Below are 20,157 nucleotides of genomic sequence, written 5' to 3' on the forward strand. Positions count from 1 at the left end.
TGTTTCGTGCTCATTTTAATTAACTGGTTGTCCACGGCATTAATGTTGCGATTACCCGTTCGATATGCTGCTCAAGCTCAGCCTCAGCCAGAATATTGATTTGAGCTAAAGCATTGCTAAAAGAAGCTAAGGCCAAGGGCAAAATTCCCAATGAAATTACGGCGAGTAAAAATGTAGGATGACTAAATTGTTGAAATTTGCCTTCAGCCCGCAGCGCCTCGAAAAATGGCTGCATCATGGCGCTGAGCGGGCGTAATTGCTGCATAAAATAATTAAGCCGTTCGCCGCCAGTAATGCTTTCGTGCACCATCAAGCATGGCACTTCGCAAAAGCTCGCCGAAAGCCGAATAATCGTAGCAAGTGAGCGTTTGATCACGGCGCTTGGTTCGTGCTGCTCGGCAATCGCGCTATTAACCAATGGCACTAAGGCACTGAGATATTCGGCCAATGCTGCATCGACTACTGCCTGCCAAATCGCCTCTTTCGAGCCAAAATGATGTCGCAACAGGCCATGCGTTACCTCAGCATGGCTGGCAATATCGCGCAAACTAATGCCTTCAAAACCCTGCATTGCGAAAAGCGTGCGAGCGCTGACCAAAATCCGTTGGCGAGTTTGTTGGGCGGTGCTATCGGGCTGGCGACCGCTGAGTTTTTCGTTAGGTTGGTTCATTGGTAATTCATTTCTAGAATTAATAGTGCTCCCTCACCCCAACCCCTCTCCCACTGCAACGGGCGAGGGGCTTTTGGTTTGGTAGTTCCCCCTCGCTCAGCGGACTAGGGGGTGAGGGAATTAAACTAATAATTATCCTCTTGACAAATTATGCTATCCGACTGTATAGTCATTGTCAAATACTACACGAACGGATAGCAAAAAAAATATGTGAGGAATTGATAATGACCGAAACCGCCTATGCAAGCCCCGCCTTAATTGCGCCCAGCCCACGTGGCCGCCTGTTGATTGGCAATTTACACGATTTTATCGATGATTTTCTGGTAACGATGGAGCGCGATTTTATCAACCACGGCGATATTGTGCGCTACCAAATTGGCTCGCGCATTGTGCATGTGGTTTCGCACCCCGATTATGCCCAGCATGTATTGGTTGAGCATCAGCGGGATTTTCCCAAGGTTGGTGGCAATGGTGGTTTACAAATTATCGCTGGCAATGGCTTGATTTCGAATCCCAGCCCTGAATCGTGGCTGATTCAGCGGCGCATGATGCAGCCAATGTTCCATCGCAAACGCCTCGCGGCCATGGGTGAAAAAATCGATGCCGCCGGAGCACGTATGATCCAGCGTTGGCAAGCTTTGCCCGATGCAGCGACCATCGATATGGATCATGAGATGCTGCAAGTGACCCTTGATATTATTATGCAAACCATGTTTAGTGCCGATATGCTGGGCGAGGTGGGCAAATTGGCTCCAGCAGTTACGGCGGCGGTCGATTATGCCAATTATCGCATTTTCAACCCATTCAGCTTGCCCTTGCCAATGCCAACCCGCCGCAATCGGGCCTATATGCAAGCTCGCAAAGTGCTGGATAGCATGATTTTTGGCTTGATCAAACAGCGGAGAGCTGCTACCGAGCCAGTTGGCGATTTGCTGGATATGTTGCTCGAGGCCCAAGATGCCGAAACTGGTGAGCGCATGAGCGATGAGCAAATCCGTGATGAGGTGCTCACAATTTTTGCAGCTGGCCACGAAACCACGGCCAATACCTTGACTTTTGCCTGGTATTTGCTCAGTGAGCATCCCGAAATTCGCAGTCAATTGCAAGCTGAATTAGATCAAGTGTTGCAAGGACGAGCGCCTAGCGTCAACGATTTGCCAAATTTGCCCTATACATTGCAAGTATTCAAAGAGGCCATGCGCTTATATCCAGCTGCGCCAATTACCGGGCCACGCCGCGTAACCAAGCCAACCCAGCTTGGTGGCTACGATTTGCCGCTCAATTCGCAAGTGATCGTCAGCATCACCAATTTGCATCGGCATCCGGCTTTTTGGGAAAATCCTTTGCAATTTGATCCGAGCCGTTTCGCGCCAAATGCCAATCAGCCACGCCACCATTTGGCGTTTATGCCGTTTGGGGCGGGGCCGCGCAAGTGTATCGGCAATAATTTGGCCGAGATGGAAGGCGCATTATTGCTGGCATGCGTGGCCCAACATTACAACCCACAATTACAGCCAGGCCACCAAGTTAAGCCTGAAATGGCAATTACCATGCGAGCCAAGGACGGAATGCCGATGTTCTTGAAACGCCGTTAAATGCCAAAGCCCCGCGATCAACGCTTTGATCACGGGGTAAATTGCTGGATTAAGTTTCTTTCAGCAGTTTGTAATCATCGGGATTATCGAAGCCCGCGATCCAAGCGGCGGCTTGATGGCAACTGCGCATGGTTGGGGGCACACGCAAAACATAGCGCCGATCAGTTGAAGGGCATTGCACCGCCAAACAAACCAAATCTTCGTCATTGGGCATGGGCATTTGCAACAAGCGCCGCACGCCGCCAGTATCACGGTCGCGATCAAGCTCTTTGGCTTCGGCTTGAGCAAAAAACTCTTCGTAGCCTTTGCGTTCGAGCAATACCCGCCGCCGCTCAACATTAACCTCGTCGATAATTTCGCTAACGCTGATCGTTTCTGGTTGGAAGGCGATGCGCTCATCAATTGGCACGCCATTCCAGCGCAATTGACTCACTTGGCTAGCTTCGGGCAGGCTGGTAATTTCGGTATTGCCCAAATCGAGCCATGAATGCACTACTAAACCTGCTGGCAATTCGGTCAAACTACTGCATCCGCGCACACTGAGCTGAGCTAATTCGCCGAGCCAATTGGGCAAATTGGGCATGTTGATACAGTTGCGGGCCACAATCCGCCCAACGCTGATCCGGCCTGTGCTTGGCCAACGCCGAAAATTCACACAATCGGTCAAATCGAGGAAATTAACATCAATTCCTTCGGGCAGGCTTTCGAGCGCACTACAACCACGTAGCACCAACGAGCCAACCTTGAGATTGCGCGGCAAACTCTTGAGATGAATATTGTTGCTCAGATTCAGCCGATTTTGCACATGCACCAAGGGCAAATGCTCAATGCTCGTGCCACGGAGATCAAGTTCAAAGCAGTGCAAACCTTCGGGAATGCTGGTCAAGCCCGTGCAACCACTCAGATCCAAGCGGCCAGCGTGTAAATCTTTGGGCAAATAGCGCAATTTGGTGCAATTTTTGGCTTCAATCGCGGTTGCCACCAGCCCGCGTGGCAAAAATTCAATATTGTTATCCAAAACCAACGTGCCATTAATTGGGCGGCCACCGAGATCTTCGACCCCAGCGCGAATTTGGGCTAAGGCAGTGGCGACAGTCAGCATTGCATCATTCATCGAACTATCCTCAAGGGCTGGTGGTAATGGGAGAGGATTACCACCAGCCGCAGCATTAATCAACGACTCGGCGAATTTCTTGGGGTGAATATTCGCGTTGCATCCAAACCCGATACGTACCGCGTGGCAATTCGATCATGGCATGTTCTTCATGAATAAGTTGGGCGTTATCGGCGGTTACTTCGACGAACAATGAATCGCCGCGTTGCCACAATGCCACAGTGTCGGCCAGCTTAAAACGATGGCTATGACCAGTGACTTCGCCATAGGCCAAAGTCGAGCCATTGCGCGGCGTTGCATCACTAGGAATTTGATCAATTGCTGCGATGAGGACATCACCATGTCGCCACATTGAAGCACCCTTTCTGCTCTGTTGAGCACTAATGCCGCTGCGAATGCTGCCGTTCCAGCGACCTTGCTTAAGCTAGTATAGGGCTTCGACGTGTCAAAGAATGTCACAGTAATCAAGCGTTTGATCTTTCTCGATGCGAGGTAATCATTTTGTAAAGTCTTTAATCTTGGTTTGCCACCATAATCCTGCTAATCAGCCAAACTGCTGCTTGAGCCACTTGACCACAACTTGCAAACTATCCAAATTAATTTCGTGGCCCATGGCAAATTCATGGTATTCCAACTGCACAGGCAGAGTTTGCAGAAAATCGCGAATCGCCCGCCCATATTGAATTGGAATAACCTCATCGTATACGCCATGCACCGCCACAATGGGCTTGTTGGCGATGTGCTCACGGTCGGTTTGCGGGCCAACTTCGGGCATCCAACGGCCACTCATCAAAATTGTGCCAGCAATCAATTCGGGCTTGGTCAGGGTTGCGCCTAAACTCATAATTGCGCCTTGCGAAAAACCACCCAAGTAAATTTGTTTAGGATCGCAATCGTAGGCGTTGCATGCTTCGAGCAAAAAGCGTTGCACTGTCTCCCAGCTTTTTTGGGCTTGTTCGGTATCAATGTTAAAACCTTTGGCATGCCAATGAATATCGAACCATGAAAAGCCGCCAAATTGATAGCGATGTGGTGCACGGGCCGAAACCACGCATAACCGTGGGTCGAGATATTGAGCCAAAGGCAACAGATCATGCTCGTTGGCTCCTACGCCATGCAGCATGACTAACAAGGGAGCTTTAGCCTCGGCATTGGCTTGGCGCGGTTTAACGACTTCGTGGGTTAATGAAAATTGACTCATAGAATTTATTTTGCTCCTTAGGCCCAGCGACGACCGCCATCAACAAAGATGGTTTCGCCAGTAAAATAGGGCGATTCAACGATAAAACGCACAGCTTTGGCAATATCTTCGGGCACGCCCAGCCGTTTCAAAGGAATTTTGTTTAATGAATTGCTGTCTTCTTGCCAACCATCGGGCAAAAGTGCTACCCCAGGCCCAACCGCTCCAACCCGAACATTGGGCGCTAAAGCCAAAGCCAAACCACGGGTCATCATAATTAATGCAGCTTTGGTCATGCCATAGGGCACAAAACTAGGCCATGGCACTTCGCCACCAACATCAGCAATATTTACAATCACGCCGTGTTCAGGCATCAATTTGGCGGCAGCTTGGGCACAAAAAAAGGGGGCACGTTGATTGAGTGCAACTAAATCATCCCAAGTTTGCTGGCTTATGCTGCCAATCGGCGTGCGTGGAAAATCGGCGGCACTATTGACCAAAACTGCCAACGTACCACAACGTTCGCCAATTGTTTGAAACATTGTCTCGATTGCAGCCACATCACGCAGATCGGCGCTATAAGCCCAAGCCTCACGACCAAGTGACTGAACCTCGCTACAGGTTTGTTCGGCCTCAGCCTGAGCTGCATTGTAGTGAATAATTAAATTGTAGCCAGCGCGGGCTAATTCAAGTGCAATTGATTTGCCCAAGCGCCGTGCGCCGCCCGTAACGATGGCCCAGCCATTGCTCATAATTCGACCTCTGTTTGCTTCTGAAAAATTAATAAAAACTGATGCACCTGATTGGCGACAAAGCTATAGGGATAGCCAAATGGATAGAGCATCGCACTTTGATCGTACCAGATGCGATAGCCACGATAGCGCAGCTGTGATAATTGATACAACGCTGACACAATATCGGCATGGAGCATGTTATGATGCTCTGGGGTTGGTTGCAGATCTTTGACAAACAACACCAAATGGCCGCCAACCCGCAACGGTTGCAAGGTTTGCGCCACAATCGTGGTCAACTCACGCAGAAAGGTCGGATAATCGACATTGCCAAGATCGGCGGGATCATCGGTGAAGGGCGTGGCCGCCCCATTGCCCTGTTTGCGGCGTTGACCAGTCCGCGCCCGACTGAGCATTGAACTGTAGGGTGGGTCGGTCAAAACCAAATCAAAGCGTTGTTGTTGGATACTTGGGCTGTTGAGCAATTCGCGGGCATCGCCTTGCAAGACTGGTAAACGAGCCAAATTCAGCGCATCAGCCGCCTGTGCATACAAATCGATATATTGCGGCGACAATTCGATGCCAATTGCTTGGCGTTGGGTTTGGGCACAAGCCAGCAGCGTGCCACCAACCCCTGCAAATGGGTCGAGCACCCAACCATTGGGCTTGGTAAAAAAACGAATAATTTCGCTAAGCAAGGCTGGTGGTTTGGGCGATGGATGGGCTTTGCGAATATGATGGGCTGCCGAGGCAGGGCCACGAGTTGGGTAAGCACTGGCTAAAATTGGGGCTGACCAAGCCGCCCATTCCTCAGCAGTTAAATCATTGAGTGGCGTTGGTGGCGTGCCAGTTAGCGCAATCGAACGCGTTGCATAAAGCCATTCGCGCCCCGATAAATCGTTTAACTGGTTGCGACGGTGGGGCTGTTGCGCTTCTGAATCGCTCATAACGGCTCCTTCTTTCGCGGACACACGGGTTGAGCTATTGTAGCATTGAACCAGCAGACCTCAGCATTGCCAAAACCTAGCCGCCATGAATTTAGAAAAATCATTCTCAAGGAGTACAATTTATGAGTGACCAATCATCACGGGCCGCGTATGCTAATCAAGTGCAAATTAGCGGCAGTCCCTACGATTTTACGATCGATTTTGCCTGTGTCGAAGATGTTCGTAACAATACTGCCAGTGTTCAACCAATCGCCCGAATTATGATGAGCCCGCAACATACTAAAGTGTTGGCGTTGATGTTGCTCAAGCATGTGGCGGCCTATGAGCATGCAATTGGCGTGATTGAATTGCCAACAGCCTTGCTGAATGATATGAAACTGGGTAACTTAGAACATTTCATCAGCCAAGTCAATCTCAATGAATAATCGGCAGGGACAGAGAAGAAATAGCATGTCAGTCCATTCGAAGTCGTTATCGCCATTACCAACAACTCGCCAACGTTGGTATCAACGCCTGCCTTTAGGCTGGGTAATTGTGATCGGTTTTTTAGTTGTGGGTTTGTGTTACCCAATCATCTACTTTGGACGCACCGCAGTTCCATTAATCTATATCGATCAAGGCGATCAGGCCATGCTCGATGGCAAATGGGATACTGCTCGTGAAGCCTACACCAAGGCGATGGATTGGAGTGTCGATTACGAAGAACCATTCGATCTGCGCTGGAGTTTAGCCCTTCGTGCTAACGCGATTCAGGCAGCAGTTGATGATTTTGGCACGGTGATTACGGCGCATCCTGGGCGTTATATGGCTTATTGCTATCGCGCTGAAGCCTATCTGGAGTTGGATCAACCAAATCCAGCGTTGGCCGATTATCAAGCCTGTTTAGCCCATGATCCTAGCCCAATTTGGCAGGCAACCGCCCGCAACATGATCGATTTTTTGCAAAATAAATAATGGAATTAGCTGATGCAAGCAGTATTGATTATTGGCCATGGGAGTTTGTTCGCTGGTTCAGGCGCAACCATGCTACGTTTGGCCGCGCGACTGCGTGAACGTGGCGTTACCCAATTGGCTGGAGCAGGCTTTCTCAATTATAGCCAGCCAGATTTGGCCCAAGCAACTGCCCGTTTGGTAGAGCAAGGCGCAACTGAAATTAGCGTCTTGCCTTATTTTTTGATCGATGGCTATTTTGTCCAAGTGAGTTTACGTCAACAAGTTGAGCAAATTGCCGCCAATTATCCTGATGTGGCTTTTTCTATGGCTCCAGCGTTTGGCGAACACCCAGCCTTGGCCCAACTTGTGCAAAAACGGGCTGATCAAGCATGGCCTAAATTGGATTATGCACAAGCTGGATTGCTGGTGATGGTGCATGGTAGCCCACGCCCAACCTCGAATGCCCCAATTGAAGCAGTTGCTGAACGGGTGCGCCAAGCAACGCCTTGGGCGGCAGTTCAGGTCTGTTTTATGGATTTGAATGAACCAAGCATCGCGGATGCACTTGATAGGCTAGTGGATCAAGGCTTGGCGCAGCTTGTGGCCGTGCCCTATTTTATTCAATTTGGCAGCCATGTGCGCGAAGATTTGCCCGAAATTATTCAAGCAGGCCGTGAGCGTCATGCGCATACCGCAATCATGTTGGCGCAGCATCTTGATTACGACGAATTATTAATCGATGTGCTAACAGATCGGGCAGCTGAGCGCCGACCTATTAGCAATATTGGATGAGGAAATAGATGAGTCGTTTTCCAAATAGCCAAGTGCATCGCTGGGATCTAACGCCTGAGCAAGCGATCGATCTGCAACTGCAACTACGCGATCAAGTGCGTTTAGTCGATGATTTTGCTCAGCCGCTCCAAACGGTAGCTGGCGTTGATGCCGCCTTTGAGGATGATGGCGCGACGACGCGTGCGGCAATCGTCACATTGAGCTTTCCAGCGCTTCAGCCAATCGAAAAAACTTTAGTTCGTCGCCCAACCACATTTCCCTATATTCCTGGTTTGCTGTCGTTTCGCGAAATTCCGGCAGTTTTGGCGGCGTTGGAGCAATTGCAGCAGTTGCCTGATGTGTTGTTGTGCGATGGAATGGGCGTTATGCACCCGCGTCGTTTTGGCATTGCCGCCCACTTGGGCGTTTTGACCGATTTACCAACGATTGGCGTTGGCAAAAGCTACTTATGTGGAACCCACGAACCAGTGCCTGATCAGCAAGGCGCGTGGGTTCCAATGTTTGATGTTGGTGAACAAATTGGGGCAGTTGTGCGGACGCGGGTTGGCACAAAGCCACTGTACATCTCACCTGGCCATAGAGTGAGTCTTGCTACCGCTGTCGATTTAGTGTTGCGTTGTACAACCAAATATCGATTGCCCGAAACCACCCGCCAGGCCGACCAGCTTTCCAAAGATAAAGCCAACAATGGTGGACTGCAATTGCCCTAACTACCAACGATTAGGCTATGGGCTATCGGAATATTGATTGCTATTTCCAACCAATCCCCATAGCCATGAACCCCTGCGCCTCTGGGTTAAAAATCTAGGCTAAATCTACCCCATGGCCTGCGACATCGGCTAATTGCAGGGTTCCGCCAGTTTGGGCAAAGCCACCAACAAACGGGTGCTCAGCAATAAATAACGGTGTATCAAGATCGATAAAATCGAAGCCGCCATTGCCAGCCGCCAGATTGGCCGAAAAGCTCATAGCCAAAATACTTTCAACCATGCCGCCAATCATCAAGCCCAAGCCAGCTGCCTGCGCAATTGCAATCATCTTTAAGCCTTCAGCTACGCCAGCCTTCATCAATTTAATGTTAATCACTGAGGCTGTGCCTTCGCGAGCAATTCGTAGCACATCGTGAGCCGAACGCGCCGATTCATCGGCAGCCACAGCAAAGCCTGATTGAGCCGTCACTTGGGCCATACCCACCCAATCTTCGCGCGGCAACGGTTGCTCGAACAATACCATCGGAATCGCTGCAGCCTTGCAAGCAGCGCAAAAAGCTAGTGCTCGCTCAGCATCATAGCCACAATTGCCATCAACAATTAATGGTGCTGTGGGTGCAGCTTGATGAATTGCCCGCAGCCGCGCCAAATCATAGGCCACATCAACCCCAGCCGTTTTAACTTTGATCGATTTGATGCCACGGGCAAGAATGGCCTTGGCTGAAGCCGCCGCATGCACCTCATCACCTGCGGTAATCGTCATGTCAGTTTCAAGTTGCTGAGTTACGCCACCAAAAAAGGTATGCAACGGCATGTGATAATGGCGGGTTAAGGCATCGAGCATGGCCATTTCAAGGCCACAACGAGCGGCAGCAGCCTCATGCTCAGCCTGATCAAGCGTCGCTGCTAGTTTGCGCCATGAACGTACATCGGCTCCAATCAAATGGCTTTGCAAGCGCTCGATCGCGGCAATTGTGCCAGCCTGGGTTTCGCCGCTGACCGCTGGAAAAGGAGCTGCCTCGCCCAAGCCAAGCGTGCCATCAGCCAACTGAACTTTGACTAAAACATTGGCGGCGACCGCTTGCGCCCCGCTAGCAATTGCAAAAGGCTCGGTCAAAGGCAAATTAATCGCTTCGGCACTGATTGACTGAATCGTTGTCGGCATAGCAAAGCTCCTATCCTACAAAGCTGTTGATGTTTGTATTATAGCGGGGTTAGCTGGGCGACCCATGCTTGAACTTCGTTGGTGCGACGATGGCCGATTGCCTGCAACATAGCCAAACTAGCCTCACCAAATTCCAAGGCTTGTTCTGGTTGGGCTTGAGCTAAATAGGTGCGAGCCAACCCATAGCCCATCAAGCCTTGCCACTCTTTGAGGCCAATTGCGCTGGCTTGCTCGTAGCCTTGCTGAAATTTCGCTAAGGCCAAGCCATAATCACCCTGCACCAGCCCAAGTTCAGCAAAATTATTCAGATAAACACAGATAATTAAGGGAATATTGAGGGTGGTTGCAATTGGATAGCCAGCGTTGGCCACAGCCAAGGCCTCACTATATTTGGCTTGATGGCGTAGGGTTTCGCTCAAATGGCCTTGCAAAAAGCTGATAATTAATTGATTACCCACTTGGCGAGCTAAATCCAAGCCCTGATTAAGCTGTTGAGCCGCTCGCACATATGCGCCTTTATAGTTGCTGATACTGCCTAAATAAACCAATAAAAAGCCCATCCGCTCCTGTTGGCCTTGGCTACGGGCAATTTCAAAAGCTTCGTTAAGATAGGCCTCGGCTTGATCATCAAGCCCTTGGCGCATACAAATCACGCCCAGATTATTTAACAACTCGCTAATTCGTTCAGGAATATTCAACTGGCGACAGATAGTCAAGCCTTCGGAAAAATAGGCTTTGGCTGCTGCATAATCGCCGCGATTGGTTTCAACTGTACCTAATAATGCCAAAGCCTTGCCGATTACATCAATATGGTTGGTTAAACGAGCTGCGGTTAATGCCGTTTGTAAATCGGCAATTGCTGCATCGTAAGCACCACGATTGGAATAAGCCGCCCCACGTTTGACCAAAATATCGGCAATCAGTTCATTATCCTGATGACGTTGGGCAATCTCTAAGGCCTGTTCTAAATAGACATAGGCTTGATCATAAAAGCCTTGGTTAATGGAACTTGCCCCTAAATCATTTAAAATACTGGCTTCGATTAAGCTTGCATGGGCTTGACGTGCCCGTTGTAAGCCTTGCTCGAAATAATTCAGTGCCACCGAATATGATTTAGAAAATGTCGCTAAACGGCCAGCGTACAACAAGGCCGAGGCGGCACTTTGATGATCATTACTGGTTTGAGCGGCCTCAACTGCCCAATTGCATAAATTATGGCGACGCTCAATATCGCTGCTATATTCGATGAAATAGCTAAATGCCACAGCGCTGGCTAAAAATTGCGAATGTTTTTCGTTATAGGCAGTTGCCAAAGCATTATAAATATTATCAGCATCCAGCTCAAAAGCAGCAAGATCACGCGGATTTTCAATCACAAAATTCAACCAATAATTCAAAAATCGCTGATGACATTGTTGATAATATAATTGCCAATCAAGGTTTGGCTGTTGGATAGTTGTTGCAAGAATGCTCATATCACAACACCTGAGCAATTTCAGAAAGTACAAAATGCTGAGTTAATGGGTGCAGATAGTAGCGTAATTGGCCAAAATGCTCACCTTCATTTAATTCCAGTAGCGATAATTTCCACAACATATCAATACTATGGGCTAATTCAGCCGCAGGTAAGGCACTAATTTGCTGCATTGCTCGCCAATCGCAGCCATTCGATGGCACAAACCGCGCTAGCGAAACTAATAATTGCTTGGCGCTTAGCTCCAGCAGTGTCCATGAACGTTGAAACAGAAACATATAAAAGCGCACATAGGCATCTTCATCGCCAGGGTTGAGTTGAGTCACACTTTGAACATGCTGCAACACCAAATCCAATGGCAACGAAGCCAATTGACTAACAACCAATTTCATGGCCAAGGGTGAGCCACCAGTCGCCTTGATAATTGGCTGAAGATCGTCAAGGCTGGCCTGTTGCAGCCATTGCACGCCTTTTTCGCTGGCATCTTGGCGAATAAACAGCGCTGCTTGTTCAGCTTCCAAGCCAATCAAGTGCACGCTAAATACTTCGCCCTTGAAGCGTTGGCGGCTAGTCAAGATAACTTTGCTTGGTTGCAACAGCGGGCGCAATTTTTCTAATAGCACTTGCTGTGGCTCGCCCGAGGTTTCCAAATTATCGAGCACTAAAAGGATGGGCTGATGTTTGAGCACCTGTTGCAGTCGTTGAAATTTTTCTTCAACGCTCAACTGAGCCACATCGGCCAAGGCCAATTGCCGCGCCAAATTGGTAATCAGGCTATCAAAGGTGAGGGGTTGATTGGGTAAAATGCCACCACCCTGTTGCGGTTCAGCGCTAATCCAAATTGGGCGATATTCAGGCTGTTGGGCCACAAAACGCTGCATTAAATCCATTGCTAGCGCCGTTTTGCCAATGCCGCCCATGCCGTCAATCGCAATCACCCAATAGCCTTCACGGTCACCGAGGTGTTGCAACACTTGGCGCACAAGGCTATCACGGCCAACCAATTGGCGATAGCGTTTGGGCAAATTTGGATCAAGCACTTTGCTAGCCACCACTGGCTGGATTAGTGTTTGAGCTGGTGGATAACCGCCAGCCGTCAAAAAAGCCTCAATCCAGCGTTGATCATGCACGCCACGTTGTTGGAGCGTGCGGGTTAGTTGCTCCAAATCGGCTAATTTAGTCGGGAGATTACCACGCCGCCAATAATCGATCACGCTACCGCCGTTGCGCCCCATGGCATAGCCCAATTCATCTTGGATCACTTGGAGCGGCTTGGACTCACGCAGGCGAATCTGATAGAGCGCCTCGGTTAATAATTGGGCAAATTTTTCCCCTGAAGCAGGCATAGCAAACTCCCAACAAGCAAGATTGACAACTGGTAGTAGCAGCAACTATAGCATAGCTGGCTAGCTGGCTAGTATGACTTTTTGCACACTGCTCGGATCATTTTTGGAGCAAATTCGGAGCACAAAACCAACTCTTCGGAGTCGGCTTGCATTATGCTCTAGCTACAGTAGAAGCACGGCGAAGGTGCTGTGTGAGTAGCAAAAGGATGCAATGATGTCACGAATTCTAGTTGTTGGCTTGTTGGTGTTGATGAGTTTGTTTAGCTCAATGGTTGTACCGTTGGCCGCCGCCAAACCACAGGCTGCTCCCGCATTTTGTGAGTGTACCCAATATGTCTATGCCAAAAAAGGCTTGAGTGGTAGCTATGGTCATGCGCATACGTGGGATGATAGCAATGGCGTGCTCCCACGCAACGGTTATCGGCAATATTCAATCCCGCAAGTTGGTGATGTAGTGGTTTTCTCACAGGCAGCCATGGGCAATCAGTATGGTCATGTTGCGATTATCACAGCGGTCGCGCCAAACTATGGGCCAATCAGCGTGCGTGGAGCGAACCAAGGTGGTAGCGAAACTGAAGGCAATTGCAATAATGTTAACACTCGGAGCTACAACCGCAACGGGGCAACCTTCTGGCGTAAATAATTACAAAGCTGGTTAAAATAACAAACGCTGGTTGAATATTCAACCAGCGTTTGTATGTTTGGAGGCGACAATGGGATTCGAACCCATGGATCGCGGTTTTGCAGACCACTGCCTTACCACTTGGCTATGTCGCCAACAGGCGGGATTATACCACAGCATCGATTTCACTGCAAGAATAAGCAGAAGGCACAGTCGGGAATCAGTGGTCAACGCATAAGAACATAAAGCTGGTTCACCAAGGTCACAAGCACCTAGACCTTAATCCTAGCCCCGTTCTCGCGGATTTTCTATGTTCTATGTTCTATGCGCTGCTTCGCCATCAGCAACTCATCGTGATAGACACCTTCGTAATAAATTGCCATTGGCTCAACCCCATAGACTGTATAGCCACAACGGGTATACAGCTGAATGGCGCTGGTGTTGGCAACATTGACCATCAAGCGTATGATCAGCGCTGATTGTTGCCAAGCCCAGGCTTCGGCCAGGCCCAAAAGCTGGCGACTGAGGCCATAACCACGCCAAGCAGGGTCGGTGTATACGCCCCAAATATCAGCTTGATGGCTTGATTTTGGGTCGGTAAAGCGCCGAATACCAACCATTGCCACAAACTGCGACTCATAGGTTGCCACAAAGATTTGCTGTTTGGTTGGGTCTAAATTGGCCATGCGTTCTTGCCAATAGCGATCAGGCTCAGCCGCGTTTTGGTCGTAATCCGAACCGAAGAAGCTAGGGTTTTGCTGGAGTGCCATCAAGCGCAAGCGCCGAAATTCTGGCCATTCATTAGTTTGGGCTGCTCGCAGAGTAAGATCGCCATGTTCAGTTGATAGTTGCATTATGATTGCTCCACACAAGCAAGGAAACCGCACCATGGTACAATAAGCGCGGATTCTTTCTCTACAACTTGAGGTGGATATGCTGCTTTTGCTGATTAAATTAACTATGCTTGCAGTGATGATCGCAGGTGTTGTTGCAGTAACCCGTCAATTAAGCCAAGCTGCGCGGGGCAAAACCTTGGTTCAAGCCAAACCTACGGCAGCAGCCAGTGAAGGCGAGGAAGCGGCTTAATGGCATCGACCATCCTGCACCTTTCCGATTTGCACGCTGGCCCACCCTTCAACCCCGAAAAAGCCCAACAAATTCTTGAGGCAGCTTGGCAGATCAAGCCAACCTTAACCGTGTTGTCTGGCGATTTTGTGCAGCGGGCTGATATTCGCAGCCAATGGCTGACGATTCGCGATTTTGTGGCCCAATTGCCTCAGCCAACGATTGCGGTGATGGGCAATCACGATGTGCCGCTTTACAACGCACTCTATCGAATGCTGCGGCCCAATTATTACTACAAAAAATATATCTCGCCGATTTTGGAGCCAGTTTGGGGCAACGATGATTTTGTGGCGGTTGGGGTCAATACCACGCGCTCGTTTACGGTCGATGGCGGCAAACTGACCGATCAACAATTGTTGGAGCTTGAACGAACTTTAGTCCGCTATCCCGATAGCTTATGTAAAATTGTGGTTATGCACCATCATCCAGTCATGCCGCCAGGCGAAACCCGCGATGTGATTCAGAATGCGGCGGCGGCACTCAGAACCTTCGATCGCAGCAATGTGGAGTTGGTGCTATGTGGCCATACCCATGCTTCGTACATTGGCAATACCTTGGAGTTTGACCCTGATTTGCGCCAAGGCACCGTGATTGTGCAAGCTGGCACAGCAACCTCACGGCGCGGGCGACGTTGGTATCGTGGCAAGAATGCTTTCAATGTCTTGGAAATTGAGCATATGCGCAGTGTTATCACTCAATATCTCTATTTGGAAGATGCAGGGCGCTTCTTGCCAGTTAGCCAACATCAATTCCCACGGCGTTCAGCAGGAGCCTATGCCTTACCATTAAATGAGGCAGTGCTCGAAATTGTGGAGCCAAGTGAGTAAAACCAACGAGCGTTGACTGTTCAGCGCTCGTTCTAGATTAAATCTACGGTTGGTTTGGAATTTCAAAGCCACTATTTGCCACCAACCATGTGCCATCATCTTGCTCGATCAACTCGACTAACTGATTGGCAGGATATTCAACCGTTTGGCCATCGGTCATTTGCGCCACCAAAATACCATTAACTTGCACATACGCCCGACCATCATCAATTTTTTCGAGTGTATATTGATCATCTTGATAATCGATTGATTGAATTCGTGGCATCACCTGCCGCAGCTGCCAACCAGCATCACGCCGCATATCGGGAACCATCAAGGCAATCATCCGATCAACATTCCGTTCTTCAGTTGCTGCAACAAATGCCTTGACTTGGTTGACGGGTGCGGTATCATCGCCACCACAGGCTGTGAGTGTAAGCAAAAGGCAGCCAATAAGCAACTGTTTGAAACGCATGGGGAATCCTCCAGCGTGCTGAGTGTTTGTCAGGAGGCGATTATATCATGAGCCGTCGCATTGCACTTGTTTTTTGTTTGATCTTGCTGGTCGGCACGCCAGTCTATGCCCAAAATGCCTTAACTGGCCCACCCAACGATCCCGACGCGAATAAACAATGGGTTATTCGTCAACTTGGTTTAGCTTGTGCGTGGGAGCATCTGACGGGAAATTCCGATGTTACCGTGGCCGTAATCGACTCAGGCGTTGATATGAACCACCCTGATTTGGTCGATGTCTTGCGTACCGATGGCTTTGATGCTGTTGATGGCGATGATGATCCATCGGATGAGAATGGCCATGGAACCCACGTTGCGGGCATTATCGCCGCCACCATCAACAATAGCAAAGGAATTGCTGGGGTTGCCGGTGGGGGCACACGCATTTTGCCAATTCGGGTAATGGAAGCCGATGGTTCGGGTACGAATCAAGATATTATTGCAGGCATCCGCTATGCCGTTAGCAAAAATGTGCAGATCATCAATATGAGCCTTGGCTCGATGTTGCCGCTTGATAGCGAAGATATTGTCGCAGCGATCAAAGAGGCCGATGCGGCTGGTGTGCTGGTGATTATCGCCGCTGGTAATTCGTTTGTGCCCTTGCCAAACTTTGCCTTTGGGGTTGAAGAATTTGCCATGGTCGTGGCTGCAACCGATCCCGATGATCGCAAGACCGATTTCTCGAACTATGGCAAGTGGATTTCGGTTTCGGCTCCAGGGGCAGGCATTTACTCAACCATGCCCACCTACGATGTGTATATGACCAGTCAGTTGCCTGCCGAAGAACGCTTCAACAAAAACTACGATCAAATGAGCGGCACATCGCAGGCAACTCCCGTGGTTGCTGGCTTGGCAGCCTTGCTATTTGCCCAACACCCCGATTGGAATGCCGACCAAGTACGGGCCGAAATCGAAAAAACTGCTGATGATATTTCAGATCAAAATCCAATTAAGCGCTACGGCCCAATCACCTATTTCGAGCCAAGCAACCTTGGTAAAGGCCGCGTTAATGCCTGTAATGCCTTAGGTGGCCCGATTAAAGGCAGCGCTGCGGCAGTTGGCGGCCCTGAAGCAAAATCCAGTTTAATTATGTTGCTTGGGTTTAGCGCAGTCATGTTGGTGATTTTGGGCGGATTAAGTGTGTTCTTGATTCGCCGCCGCAAGCGCAACGCCCGACCTGCGGCGATTCCGGCTGGTGGGTTCGCCCCACCTCCACCAATTCACTACGATCAAGCAATGGCCCAACAACAACGCAACCTTGCCTCGCAACCAATCGTCGGATCAACGCCGCCATTGAATCAGAGTTATGCCCCACCCAGCGCGGCTTCGGCAGGCGGGCCAGCTTGGGGCAAATTGACGGTTGTGCGGGGAGCCGAATTGAACAAGTTCTATTTGCTGCGCGAAAATCAAATTTTTATTGGCCGTGAAGCCTCGCTGGCCGTGGCAATTAGCGGTGATAGTACCGTTTCACGCCGCCATACGATCATCTATCGTGATCCTCGTGGCATTGAAATTGAAGATGCGGGCAGCAGTCATGGCACCAAAATCAACGGCATTCCGGTTCAAGGCCGCCAACTGGTTCGACCAGGCGATGTGATCGAAGTTGGGCAGACCCATTTACGTTTTGAGGGCTAACATTTGGCACTAACACTTGCATTATTGATTATGTTTCTTGGCTTGGTGAGCGTGGTAATTTTGCCAATCTTGCCAGGCGCAGCCTTGATTTGGCTTGGGGCATTATTGTATGCCTCAATGACCGATTTTGTGGTGATTGGTTGGGGCACGCTGGCCGTTTTGGGAGCGATTGCCCTGATTGCGATGACCAGCGATATTTGGGTTGGTGCATTGGGCCAGCGCCGTGGTGGAGCCTCAATTTGGGCAACAATCTTTAGCATGATTGGTGGTATTATTGGCCTATTCATCCTGAACATTCCAGGCATGCTGATTGGCTCGATCATTGGGGCATTATTGCCAGAATGGCAACGCTGGCGCGATGGCAAATTCGTGCTCGATGTTTCATGGCGCACCATCAAAAATTGGCTCGTAAGTATTGCAATTCAGGTTTCACTGGGGCTTGTAATGGTTACGATCTTTTTGGTGCGCGTGATTACTGGTTAAGTAACCCCCGCGATTGCAACAACGTATAGCCTAACGCTGACAGAAGATATGCGCCACACGGTTTGTCGCACTTGGCAAAACCAGTGGCGCATTTTAGAGCGAATTAACCAAGTGGCGAAGGCTGTCAATCCACTTTGAAAGGACATCAACCATGAATATCAAACAGCTACTCATCGGGAAGCCGTTCCCCAGCAGTAGTGCCCATCACGAACGGCTCGACAAAGTTCGCGGATTGGCAGTCTTTGCATCCGACCCAATTAGCTCCAACGCCTATGCCACCGAAGCAATTATGCGGGTGCTGATTTTGATCAGCGCCGCAGCGTTAAGTTATACCTTGCCGATTGCGATTGGGATTGCGGCGTTGGTGCTGTTGGTCGTCTTGAGCTACAACCAAACCATCCACCACTACCCCATGGGTGGCGGTGCGTATATGGTCAGTAAGGATAACCTCGGTCGCACAGCTTCATGGTTGGCAGGTGCTTCGATTCTTAGTGATTATGTGCTGACAGTGGCGGTTTCGGTTTCGGCGGGGGTCAAAGCAATTTCCTCGGCCTTCCCCGACGTGGCGTTTTTTCATGAGCATCGGGTATTAATTGGGATTGGGATTATCCTGTTAATTACGTGGCTCAACTTACGTGGTGTGCGCGAAAGCGGCACGATCTTTGCCATCCCCACCTATGCCTTTGTGTTTGGGGTGTTCGTGGTGATCGCGATTGGCCTAGCCCGCTATTTTGGAATTTTCGGCGAGCCATTGCCACCCCGCAGCGTCGCAACCGATGAAACCGCTCGTTCAGGCCTCGATAACTTTGGCTTGATCTGGCTAGTCTTGCGGGCCTTTGCTGGTGGTTGTACCGCCTTGACTGGGATTGAAGCAATTAGCGACGGCGTACAAGCCTTCAAAAATCCAGCACCAAAAAATGCGATTATCACGATGCGAGCCATGGCGGTGATGGCCATGACCTTGTTTATTGGGATTAGCTTTATCGCTACCCATATTCCAATTACGATTTTGCATGAAGGTGGCGAGAGCGTGCTTTCGCAAATGACCCGGACGGTTGTGGGCAGCGGTTTTATGTACTACTGGGTTCAATTTACAACCATGTTGATTTTGATCCTTGCTGCTAATACCGCCTATGCCGACTTCCCACGGATCGCGGCCTTCTTATCGAATGATGGTTTCTTGCCGCGTTGGCTTTCGCGCTTGGGCAGTCGTTTAGTTTATAGCTCAGGCGTGATCGCGTTAGCCTTTTTGGCATCGGCCTTGCTGGCAGCTTTCGGCGGCGAAGAACATCACCTATTGCCATTGTATGCGATTGGCGTGTTCCTCTCGTTTACGCTTTCACAAGCTGGCATGATCGTAATGTGGCGCAAAGTTGCTAAACTCAAGCCAGGCGAAAGCCTCGACACAGGGATCACGACCCTGCACTATGAACCAAACTACAAGCTCAAACGGATTCCCAGTATTATTGGGGTTGGCTTGACGGCTGTGGTTTTGGTGGTGCTGACGGTTACCAAATTTACCGAAGGTGCTTGGTTAATTATTGTGGCCTTGCCGCTGATCATGCTGTTGTTCCGCAAGATCAAAGCGCACTATGATCATGTGGCAACCAATTTAAGCCTGACGGGTTTGAAACCAAGTGATTTGCGTTCGCCAGCTGATGTGGCAATTGTGCCAGTTGGCAGCATTCACCGTGGCTCATTGCGGGCGATCAAATATGCCTTGAAACTAACCGACGATGTGCGCGTGGTGCAAGTCGTAGGTAGCGAAGAGGAAGAAATAAAAACCCGCAAACGCTGGGAACAGTGGGATGAAGTGCTGGGCAAGGCCAAATTGGTCTTCTTGCACACCGACTACCGCGATTATCTCACGCCACTGGTCGATTACGTCGATCAAGTCAACAATAAAGAATTTCCAGGCGATTTGATTACCGTGGTTATTCCCGAGTTTGTGCCCGATTCGACCATGGCCAAAGTGCTGCACAACCAAACTGCCGTGATGCTGTTGCTGGCATTGCGCAAATATGAAGATGTGGTGGTGATCAGCGTCCCTTATCACTTGCACTATATTCCAACTGGCTCGGAAGATATTGTGGCCCAAAAACCAGCCGCCTAATTCCATGCCCTCACCCCCGACCCCCTCCTTTCAAGGGTAGGTTTTAATAATGATTGGGTGGGATCTGGAGTCGATTTTCATGCCCTCACCCCCTGACCCCCTCTCCCGCCCTGCGAGGCGAGGGGGGACCATCCCCATCCGATCATAACGCCCCTCTCCCGCCGCAGTGGGAGGGGGGCTAGGGGGTGAGGGCATTAATTTCC

At 49.9% G+C, this 20,157-nt stretch carries 22 protein-coding genes and 1 tRNA gene; 11 read left to right on the plus strand and 12 right to left on the minus strand.

The window, feature by feature from the left end; genetic code table 11:
- Window positions 1–19: 19 nt before the first annotated feature.
- Window positions 20–670: a TetR/AcrR family transcriptional regulator gene (locus tag ABEB26_RS10755; RefSeq protein ID WP_345722001.1), complete on the minus strand. Its 651-nt coding sequence runs from the start codon at window positions 668–670 to the stop codon at window positions 20–22.
- A 224-nt stretch (window positions 671–894) separates the two neighbouring features.
- On the opposite strand from ABEB26_RS10755, the gene ABEB26_RS10760 reads away from it, so the two are divergent.
- The gene (locus ABEB26_RS10760; RefSeq protein ID WP_345722002.1) at window positions 895–2,265 is read left to right on the plus strand and encodes a cytochrome P450; all 1,371 of its coding nucleotides are present in this window, start codon (window positions 895–897) and stop codon (window positions 2,263–2,265) included.
- 49 nt (window positions 2,266–2,314) lie between these two features.
- On the opposite strand, the gene ABEB26_RS10765 is transcribed toward ABEB26_RS10760, so the two are convergent.
- From ABEB26_RS10765 to ABEB26_RS10785, 5 genes are all read right to left on the minus strand, one after another.
- On the minus strand, window positions 2,315–3,379 hold the full coding sequence (locus ABEB26_RS10765) for a DUF6745 domain-containing protein (RefSeq protein ID WP_345722003.1): 1,065 nt from the start codon (window positions 3,377–3,379) through the stop codon (window positions 2,315–2,317).
- Between the two features lie 55 nt (window positions 3,380–3,434).
- Window positions 3,435–3,731 carry a hypothetical protein gene (locus tag ABEB26_RS10770; RefSeq protein ID WP_012190430.1) on the minus strand — a complete coding sequence of 99 codons (297 nt, stop codon included), beginning with the start codon at window positions 3,729–3,731 and terminating at the stop codon, window positions 3,435–3,437.
- 192 nt (window positions 3,732–3,923) lie between these two features.
- Window positions 3,924–4,580 (minus strand): alpha/beta hydrolase, encoded by a 657-nt coding sequence (locus ABEB26_RS10775; RefSeq protein WP_345722004.1) that lies wholly within the window; start codon window positions 4,578–4,580, stop codon window positions 3,924–3,926.
- 17 nt (window positions 4,581–4,597) lie between these two features.
- Complete coding sequence (locus ABEB26_RS10780; protein ID WP_345722005.1) at window positions 4,598–5,311, minus strand: SDR family oxidoreductase; 714 nt, start codon at window positions 5,309–5,311, stop codon at window positions 4,598–4,600.
- Window positions 5,308–6,237, minus strand: coding sequence for a DNA methyltransferase (locus ABEB26_RS10785; protein ID WP_345722007.1), 930 nt, complete (start codon window positions 6,235–6,237; stop codon window positions 5,308–5,310). The genes ABEB26_RS10780 and ABEB26_RS10785 overlap by 4 nt, the downstream gene beginning before the upstream one ends.
- 122 nt (window positions 6,238–6,359) lie before the next feature.
- On the opposite strand from ABEB26_RS10785, the gene ABEB26_RS10790 reads away from it, so the two are divergent.
- Genes ABEB26_RS10790 through nfi form a run of 4 tightly spaced genes read left to right on the plus strand, consistent with a single transcriptional unit; the run spans window position 6,360 to window position 8,672 of the window.
- Window positions 6,360–6,662 carry a DUF3467 domain-containing protein gene (locus ABEB26_RS10790; protein WP_345722008.1) on the plus strand — a complete coding sequence of 101 codons (303 nt, stop codon included), beginning with the start codon at window positions 6,360–6,362 and terminating at the stop codon, window positions 6,660–6,662.
- A 25-nt stretch (window positions 6,663–6,687) separates the two neighbouring features.
- Complete coding sequence (locus ABEB26_RS10795) at window positions 6,688–7,191, plus strand: tetratricopeptide repeat protein (RefSeq protein WP_345722009.1); 504 nt, start codon at window positions 6,688–6,690, stop codon at window positions 7,189–7,191.
- A 12-nt stretch (window positions 7,192–7,203) separates the two neighbouring features.
- Entirely contained in the window at window positions 7,204–7,962 is a 759-nt protein-coding gene (locus ABEB26_RS10800; protein ID WP_345722010.1) for a sirohydrochlorin chelatase, read from the plus strand.
- Between the two features lie 8 nt (window positions 7,963–7,970).
- Window positions 7,971–8,672, plus strand: a complete 702-nt coding sequence (gene nfi, locus ABEB26_RS10805) for a deoxyribonuclease V (RefSeq protein ID WP_345722011.1) — start codon at window positions 7,971–7,973, stop codon at window positions 8,670–8,672.
- A gap of 94 nt (window positions 8,673–8,766) precedes the next feature.
- Here the strand turns inward: nfi and ABEB26_RS10810 are convergent, their stop codons facing one another.
- Genes ABEB26_RS10810 through ABEB26_RS10820 form a run of 3 tightly spaced genes read right to left on the minus strand, consistent with a single transcriptional unit; the run spans window position 8,767 to window position 12,657 of the window.
- The gene (locus ABEB26_RS10810; RefSeq protein ID WP_345722012.1) at window positions 8,767–9,837 is read right to left on the minus strand and encodes a dipeptide epimerase; all 1,071 of its coding nucleotides are present in this window, start codon (window positions 9,835–9,837) and stop codon (window positions 8,767–8,769) included.
- A 38-nt stretch (window positions 9,838–9,875) separates the two neighbouring features.
- Window positions 9,876–11,312 carry a tetratricopeptide repeat protein gene (locus ABEB26_RS10815; protein ID WP_345722013.1) on the minus strand — a complete coding sequence of 479 codons (1,437 nt, stop codon included), beginning with the start codon at window positions 11,310–11,312 and terminating at the stop codon, window positions 9,876–9,878.
- A 1-nt stretch (window position 11,313) separates the two neighbouring features.
- Window positions 11,314–12,657: an NB-ARC domain-containing protein gene (locus ABEB26_RS10820; RefSeq protein ID WP_345722014.1), complete on the minus strand. Its 1,344-nt coding sequence runs from the start codon at window positions 12,655–12,657 to the stop codon at window positions 11,314–11,316.
- Window positions 12,658–12,868: 211 nt separating this feature from the next.
- On the opposite strand from ABEB26_RS10820, the gene ABEB26_RS10825 reads away from it, so the two are divergent.
- Complete coding sequence (locus tag ABEB26_RS10825) at window positions 12,869–13,300, plus strand: CHAP domain-containing protein (RefSeq protein WP_345722015.1); 432 nt, start codon at window positions 12,869–12,871, stop codon at window positions 13,298–13,300.
- A gap of 59 nt (window positions 13,301–13,359) precedes the next feature.
- Here the strand turns inward: ABEB26_RS10825 and ABEB26_RS10830 are convergent.
- Window positions 13,360–13,434: transfer RNA gene (locus ABEB26_RS10830), tRNA-Cys, on the minus strand.
- A 153-nt stretch (window positions 13,435–13,587) separates the two neighbouring features.
- The gene (locus ABEB26_RS10835; RefSeq protein WP_345722016.1) at window positions 13,588–14,133 is read right to left on the minus strand and encodes a GNAT family N-acetyltransferase; all 546 of its coding nucleotides are present in this window, start codon (window positions 14,131–14,133) and stop codon (window positions 13,588–13,590) included.
- Between the two features lie 79 nt (window positions 14,134–14,212).
- Between ABEB26_RS10835 and ABEB26_RS10840 the strand changes: the two genes are divergently transcribed.
- A complete protein-coding gene (locus ABEB26_RS10840; protein WP_345722017.1) occupies window positions 14,213–14,365 on the plus strand; it encodes a hypothetical protein in 153 nt (50 codons plus the stop codon).
- Window positions 14,365–15,231, plus strand: coding sequence for a metallophosphoesterase family protein (locus ABEB26_RS10845; RefSeq protein WP_345722018.1), 867 nt, complete (start codon window positions 14,365–14,367; stop codon window positions 15,229–15,231). The genes ABEB26_RS10840 and ABEB26_RS10845 overlap by 1 nt, the downstream gene beginning before the upstream one ends.
- 43 nt (window positions 15,232–15,274) lie before the next feature.
- Here ABEB26_RS10845 and ABEB26_RS10850 read toward each other — a convergent pair whose 3' ends face one another.
- Entirely contained in the window at window positions 15,275–15,685 is a 411-nt protein-coding gene (locus tag ABEB26_RS10850; protein ID WP_012188742.1) for a hypothetical protein, read from the minus strand.
- A 47-nt stretch (window positions 15,686–15,732) separates the two neighbouring features.
- Between ABEB26_RS10850 and ABEB26_RS10855 the strand changes: the two genes are divergently transcribed.
- The 3 genes from ABEB26_RS10855 to ABEB26_RS10865 all read left to right on the plus strand — a co-directional run bounded on the left by ABEB26_RS10855 (window position 15,733) and on the right by ABEB26_RS10865 (window position 19,954).
- The gene (locus ABEB26_RS10855; protein WP_345722019.1) at window positions 15,733–17,358 is read left to right on the plus strand and encodes a S8 family serine peptidase; all 1,626 of its coding nucleotides are present in this window, start codon (window positions 15,733–15,735) and stop codon (window positions 17,356–17,358) included.
- 3 nt (window positions 17,359–17,361) lie between these two features.
- Window positions 17,362–17,841, plus strand: coding sequence for a DUF456 domain-containing protein (locus ABEB26_RS10860; protein ID WP_345722020.1), 480 nt, complete (start codon window positions 17,362–17,364; stop codon window positions 17,839–17,841).
- 151 nt (window positions 17,842–17,992) lie between these two features.
- Window positions 17,993–19,954 carry an APC family permease gene (locus tag ABEB26_RS10865; protein ID WP_345722021.1) on the plus strand — a complete coding sequence of 654 codons (1,962 nt, stop codon included), beginning with the start codon at window positions 17,993–17,995 and terminating at the stop codon, window positions 19,952–19,954.
- Window positions 19,955–20,157: the final 203 nt, after the last annotated feature.

Source organism: Herpetosiphon gulosus, from assembly GCF_039545135.1.
In the GTDB taxonomy this organism is placed as follows: domain Bacteria; phylum Chloroflexota; class Chloroflexia; order Chloroflexales; family Herpetosiphonaceae; genus Herpetosiphon; species Herpetosiphon gulosus.

Excerpts from the sequence above, each read along its gene's own strand:
- ABEB26_RS10755 (WP_345722001.1), bottom strand. The coding sequence starts at position 670 with ATGAACCAACCTAACGAAAAACTCAGCGGTCGCCAGCCCGATAGCACC.
- ABEB26_RS10760 (WP_345722002.1), top strand. The coding sequence starts at position 895 with ATGACCGAAACCGCCTATGCAAGCCCCGCCTTAATTGCGCCCAGCCCA.
- ABEB26_RS10765 (WP_345722003.1), bottom strand. The coding sequence starts at position 3,379 with ATGAATGATGCAATGCTGACTGTCGCCACTGCCTTAGCCCAAATTCGC.
- ABEB26_RS10770 (WP_012190430.1), bottom strand. The coding sequence starts at position 3,731 with ATGTGGCGACATGGTGATGTCCTCATCGCAGCAATTGATCAAATTCCT.
- ABEB26_RS10775 (WP_345722004.1), bottom strand. The coding sequence starts at position 4,580 with ATGAGTCAATTTTCATTAACCCACGAAGTCGTTAAACCGCGCCAAGCC.
- ABEB26_RS10780 (WP_345722005.1), bottom strand. The coding sequence starts at position 5,311 with ATGAGCAATGGCTGGGCCATCGTTACGGGCGGCGCACGGCGCTTGGGC.
- ABEB26_RS10785 (WP_345722007.1), bottom strand. The coding sequence starts at position 6,237 with ATGAGCGATTCAGAAGCGCAACAGCCCCACCGTCGCAACCAGTTAAAC.
- ABEB26_RS10790 (WP_345722008.1), top strand. The coding sequence starts at position 6,360 with ATGAGTGACCAATCATCACGGGCCGCGTATGCTAATCAAGTGCAAATT.
- ABEB26_RS10795 (WP_345722009.1), top strand. The coding sequence starts at position 6,688 with ATGTCAGTCCATTCGAAGTCGTTATCGCCATTACCAACAACTCGCCAA.
- ABEB26_RS10800 (WP_345722010.1), top strand. The coding sequence starts at position 7,204 with ATGCAAGCAGTATTGATTATTGGCCATGGGAGTTTGTTCGCTGGTTCA.
- nfi (WP_345722011.1), top strand. The coding sequence starts at position 7,971 with ATGAGTCGTTTTCCAAATAGCCAAGTGCATCGCTGGGATCTAACGCCT.
- ABEB26_RS10810 (WP_345722012.1), bottom strand. The coding sequence starts at position 9,837 with ATGCCGACAACGATTCAGTCAATCAGTGCCGAAGCGATTAATTTGCCT.
- ABEB26_RS10815 (WP_345722013.1), bottom strand. The coding sequence starts at position 11,312 with ATGAGCATTCTTGCAACAACTATCCAACAGCCAAACCTTGATTGGCAA.
- ABEB26_RS10820 (WP_345722014.1), bottom strand. The coding sequence starts at position 12,657 with ATGCCTGCTTCAGGGGAAAAATTTGCCCAATTATTAACCGAGGCGCTC.
- ABEB26_RS10825 (WP_345722015.1), top strand. The coding sequence starts at position 12,869 with ATGATGTCACGAATTCTAGTTGTTGGCTTGTTGGTGTTGATGAGTTTG.
- ABEB26_RS10835 (WP_345722016.1), bottom strand. The coding sequence starts at position 14,133 with ATGCAACTATCAACTGAACATGGCGATCTTACTCTGCGAGCAGCCCAA.
- ABEB26_RS10840 (WP_345722017.1), top strand. The coding sequence starts at position 14,213 with ATGCTGCTTTTGCTGATTAAATTAACTATGCTTGCAGTGATGATCGCA.
- ABEB26_RS10845 (WP_345722018.1), top strand. The coding sequence starts at position 14,365 with ATGGCATCGACCATCCTGCACCTTTCCGATTTGCACGCTGGCCCACCC.
- ABEB26_RS10850 (WP_012188742.1), bottom strand. The coding sequence starts at position 15,685 with ATGCGTTTCAAACAGTTGCTTATTGGCTGCCTTTTGCTTACACTCACA.
- ABEB26_RS10855 (WP_345722019.1), top strand. The coding sequence starts at position 15,733 with ATGAGCCGTCGCATTGCACTTGTTTTTTGTTTGATCTTGCTGGTCGGC.
- ABEB26_RS10865 (WP_345722021.1), top strand. The coding sequence starts at position 17,993 with ATGAATATCAAACAGCTACTCATCGGGAAGCCGTTCCCCAGCAGTAGT.